The following is a 4908-nucleotide window of genomic DNA, read 5'->3' on the forward strand; positions in this document are numbered from 1 at the left end:
ACTGTTGACTGATGACTGTTGACTGTTGACTGTTGACTGATGACTGATGACTGTTGACTGTTGACGCTTGAGGGCGGGCACTCTTGGCACCGCCCCTAATGACTGTTGACTGATGACTAATGACTAATGACTGTTGACTAATGACTGATGACTAATGACTGATGACTAATGACTGATGACTAATGACTGATGACTAATGACTGATGACTGATGACTAATGACTGATGACTAATGACTGATGACTAATGACTGTTGACTAATGACTAATGACTGATGACTGATGACTAATGACTAATGACTGATGACTAATGACTGATGACTAATGACTGTTGACTAATGACTGATGACTAATGACTGATGACTAATGACTGTTGACTAATGACTTAGTATCCGGTACGCACCGCCCGACGGCCGCCGCCACAGGCCGCAAACTCGCAACTAAATCGACCATATCCGGCAAAGAAAGAGCTTGACGCGCATCAGAAACCGATTTTTCCGGTTGCGGGTGACATTCAATAATTAAGCCGTCAGCGCCGCAAGCAACCGCTGCTTTGGCTAGTGGTGCGACTAATTCTCGCTTGCCGGCGGCGTGAGAAGGATCTACAATTACGGGCAAATGAGTTAACTGTTTGAGTGCCGCGACTGCACCCAAATCTAAGACATTCCGCGTGTAATTGTCGAAGCTGCGGATGCCTCTTTCGCACAGCACAACATCAGGATTTCCGTGGCTGAGAATGTATTCGGCGGCCATCACAAATTCTTCGATTGTCGCTGAGAGACCGCGTTTTAACAAAACTGGTTTTTTGGCTTGACCGATCGCCTTTAATAACTCGAAGTTTTGCATATTGCGACTGCCTACTTGCAGCATATCAGCATAGGTGACAACTAACTCGATTTGGGCGATCGACATTACCTCTGTCACCACCGGCAAACCGTAACTGCGGCTGACACCGGCCAAAATTTCGAGCCCCTCAATGCCCATACCTTGGAAAGCATAGGGAGAAGTGCGGGGTTTGTAGACTCCCCCCCGCAAAGCTTGCACAGGTGCGGCGGATAGTTGGCTGGCGACTGTTTCCATTTGGGCGGAACTTTCGACAGTACACGGCCCGCCAATGATTAACAATTCTGTGCCGCCGACAGAAACTGTTTCTGAAAGTTTGATAATTGTTTGGTGTTCCGGGTGAGATTTGGTTGCGAGTTTGGCTTCTAACATGGGGAATTCTCCGGGAAAAATAAGTGGGCGGTTGACAACAAAAAAAACCCGGAACTTTTCAGGAGTTCCGGGTTGGCGCGAAAAGACAGCACGACAATTTACCCAGAACTCCTGCAGGGCCAAAAATAAAAGCCGCAATACCAGTTACTAAATAATGTCATTGTTGTTTTCGCTTGTAGTTGATTGATTGTTGGGAAAAGGAGTAGAAAAAACAAAACCGCAAATGTTAATCTGCGGTTCGCCCGGATGTTTACAGCAGACTGTAAATTCACTCCGGGCGAACTTTGCTGTACCAAAAATAAAAATAGCTAATTGCTTTGAACATAGTTGAAGGGCTGGGATTTGTCGATCGAACACAATACTATTGGCGAACATAGCACAGGCAGAGCGGGATGTCAAGGTATTTTGAGCAAAAAATTTGTAGGGGCGGGTTTCACCAACAATATTTGGCAATAATCCACAATCTCGTAAACCCGCCCCCACGAACACGGTAAATCGACTATAGGTTTGGAGTAGGTTATTGGTGGGGTGGGGGCGGGTTTATATAAATTGTTTGTATTTGTTAGATATTGTTGGTAAAACCCGCCCCTACAATTCCCGAAATTATTAATCCCAGCCGAAGTCTCGATCGCACAATTGAGCTAATCTTTGGTTGTGCGGTCGAAAATATGCTCTCAATTGTTGGCATACAGCCTCGCTGATGGGCGGATATTCGTTGGAGTTGTGCTTGCTGTAGGTTTCTAGTTGGTGCGGCGGCAAGTCTAAGAATTCCAATACTTTGTTGACGGTTTCTGAGGGGTTGGCATACAAGTCTTCGCTTTTGAGGATTAGCATTTGTGAAGGGGGAAATAGTTTCATCCACGCGGGAAGTTGATCGGCGTAAATGCCGCGAGTTAAATAGCTGTGGTGTTGGTATTCGTAACTGCGGTAGTTTGGGTTGGCTAGGAGTTTTTCTAGTTCGCCTTTGAGTCTTTGGGGCTCGGCGGCGATCGCCTCTTCTAATGATAGGGATTCGTATTGTATTCTGATATAGTAATAGTAGTGAGAAATTGCCCGATCGACTGGGTTTCTCAGCAGGGCGATGATTTTGACTTGCGGGCACAAATCGTGGATGCGCGCCGGTACGCGGGGATGAAATATGTAGTAGGGACTGGCTTCTCCGGTTACTTTGTGGGGGCCGTTTTCTGGCTGGGGAAATTGGGCGCGGTACCACTCCGGGCCTTGGTCGAATTTTAAGTCAAAATAATGTACTTCTTTTTCTGTGGCGCAGGCGATTTGGGGATGTTTGCTGAGATAGGCGTATAGGGATGTGGTGCCGCCTTTTTGGGCGCCGATGATGATGAAATGTGGGGGATTTGGGGTTGGTTTCACAGTTGTTGAATTTTTGTAGCTCTTAATAATCGATCGCCATTTTAATACCCAGCCTGAAAAATTGTTGCTTCCCTAGGGTCGATCGACCCCTAGGGATTAGCCGCCGCGCCCGAAGCCTGTCAATTTAATACCAATTTTAAAAAAAAATGCAACAGTATTCTTGTTCCCCCCGCAATGCAGCGGGGGGGCTAGGGGGGGTCGAAGAGTGTTGCACGATTCTAGAAAAATGGTATTAATACCATTTTCATAAAGTAGCGCTAGATTTTACCCCCCCAACCCCCCCTTATTAAGGGGGGGCTAAGAATTCATCCATAGCACGATTTTAGAAAAATGGTATCAACCCAAAATTTAACCCGAAAAACCGCAAACCGCCGGGGAATTACTCGTTCCCTGGCTCTGCCTGGTAACCAGTTAAATAATACCGTATTCGATCAAACCCGCCCCGGCGATGAATTGGAAACGATCGCGATCGCACTTCAATAGCGATCGAACTCACTTTAGGCCTGGACGCTGACAATAGGATAGAACTAGACTAGAGTGGAGTTACGCAACCCAAATCCTTGCGGAGCAAATCTTTGGGGAAAAAATATATCTGCAGCGAGTTCGATCGCCCGTTTGTCGGTTTTATTTTTTCGCTAAAGTGCATATTTTGTGAATTTCTGCAAGAGTTGATATGGATGTTGTGGAAATTGGGAACAATAAAGATGGGATCGTACTGTTCAGCAGTATCTACCGGCAATACCATCTCTGAAATTATTCAGGAAGGCGTTAATGTTTAAAAGCAAATTATCCAAAGTTATCGTATCGCTGCTGCGGCGGATTGCTGGCGTGACCAGATCCGGGGCGAAGCGGCTGATGAGAGCAATGCTGCAAGCGCTGATGGCAATGAGCCGCCGGGCACGACTGCCGGTGGCTGGGTTTGTGTTGCCGACGGTGACGATGGTGTTGCTGGTAGTGATTTTGTTGACGGTGGCGATTACTCTGCGATCGTTCGATCGGGCAAATACGGCGCGTAACGTGCGCGTGAACCAGCAGGTGCTGGCGGCCGCGACTCCCGCGCTCGATCGGGCAAAGGCCAAAATTCAGTTCCTGCTGTACGAAGACCCGCAAAGACCCACATCTACTCCATCTGATGCAGAAATGTACCGGATGATATCCGATAGCACTGGTGCTGGTAGTGGTACAGATACTTATACCTTTGGGGACGAGACACGTCTAAAACTTAAAGCTGACCTTGACGGTAACGGTAGTATATTATCCCCCGATCTTCCCATTACCGATACTCGCGGTGTCGAGACCAATGAATCTATAAACACTGCTTGGAGATATCCCGTCGATACGAATAATGATGGTAAATTTGACACTTTTACCCTGTACGGCATATTCTTCCGCAGCCCCCCACGCATTGCATCAGGTGCTAATGCAGGCGAGTTCACGAGGCCAAGAAAACCGCTGGAAGCAAGAACCCCACCGATGTCCCTTGGCGTACTGAAAAAAGGATGTGAGGCAGCAGCAGGTAATATTGCTAGCTTGGTTGGGGATTCCGGTTGGTACAGTATTAATGGCAGATTGTTAAAAAGTTTCTTTGTTTACACGGTTAATGTACCGATTACAGAGGAAGATATGTCAAACGGCTTAGACAACAGGCATCAAGAATTCACAGGAACTAGCAGCATATCCGCCCTGGAATACCAGCAAGACCAAAGCCGCATTCCCCTCAGCAACAACGCGGTTGTGTACGAAGACGACTTAGAAATATCTCCCGGCCCTCCCCTAAATATCAACGGCCGAATGATTACAAATAGTAATCTTATTGTGACGGGATTAGGTGGCGATAACAATTTAAAATTGTATCAAGTTAGCAGCCAAAATTCGTGTTTTTACGAACAAGAAAATAGCAAAATAATTGTCGGCGGTAATGTAGTGAATGGCGGCTCTGGTGATAAATTTCCTGCTAACAAAGTGCAAGTACACCTGTTTAATAAAGCTGCTCCAATAACAGATAAACAAATTAGCGAGACACTCGAAGATAAAAAAAGTGGTCAATCTGTTAAATCTAGTGCTTTAGACGTACTTTACAACAACGCAGCATTTCAGGAGCGCATAGATTTGCTAGTGAAGTGGCAAGTTCTTAAAGCCGTTACTGAAGACCCATTGTTAGTCCAGCAGAGACCGAAGACTCAGAGCCGGGAGCAAGCACTAGAAAATTATTTTAAACTCACAACTCGAAAAGTTCCCTTTGCTGAAGTGGCATTTGGAGAAAGCGGAATTACTGACTACGGCCCTCCACCAACAGGAACCTCGCCCATTGAACCAGGTAGTAG

General features: G+C 46.5%; 4 protein-coding genes. 2 read left to right on the top strand and 2 right to left on the bottom strand.

The window, feature by feature from the left end; translation table 11 throughout:
• Positions 1-361: 361 nt before the first annotated feature.
• Both aroF and WBA89_RS11155 read right to left on the bottom strand, forming a co-directional pair.
• Entirely contained in the window at positions 362-1213 is an 852-nt protein-coding gene (gene aroF, locus WBA89_RS11150) for a 3-deoxy-7-phosphoheptulonate synthase (RefSeq protein ID WP_424406347.1), read from the bottom strand.
• 606 nt (positions 1214-1819) lie between these two features.
• Complete coding sequence (locus tag WBA89_RS11155) at positions 1820-2584, bottom strand: sulfotransferase domain-containing protein (protein WP_424406348.1); 765 nt, start codon at positions 2582-2584, stop codon at positions 1820-1822.
• Between the two features lie 330 nt (positions 2585-2914).
• Here WBA89_RS11155 and WBA89_RS11160 point away from each other — a divergent pair, with 330 nt between their 5' ends.
• Together WBA89_RS11160 and hpsA are read left to right on the top strand one after the other, a co-directional pair.
• Entirely contained in the window at positions 2915-3067 is a 153-nt protein-coding gene (locus tag WBA89_RS11160; protein ID WP_194012492.1) for a hypothetical protein, read from the top strand.
• A gap of 288 nt (positions 3068-3355) precedes the next feature.
• The coding region (hpsA, locus tag WBA89_RS11165; protein WP_424406349.1) for a hormogonium polysaccharide biosynthesis protein HpsA at positions 3356-4908 on the top strand (1553 nt) is incomplete at its 3' end.

Origin of the sequence: Microcoleus sp. (assembly GCF_049646505.1) — a bacterium.
GTDB lineage: Bacteria > Cyanobacteriota > Cyanobacteriia > Cyanobacteriales > Microcoleaceae > Microcoleus.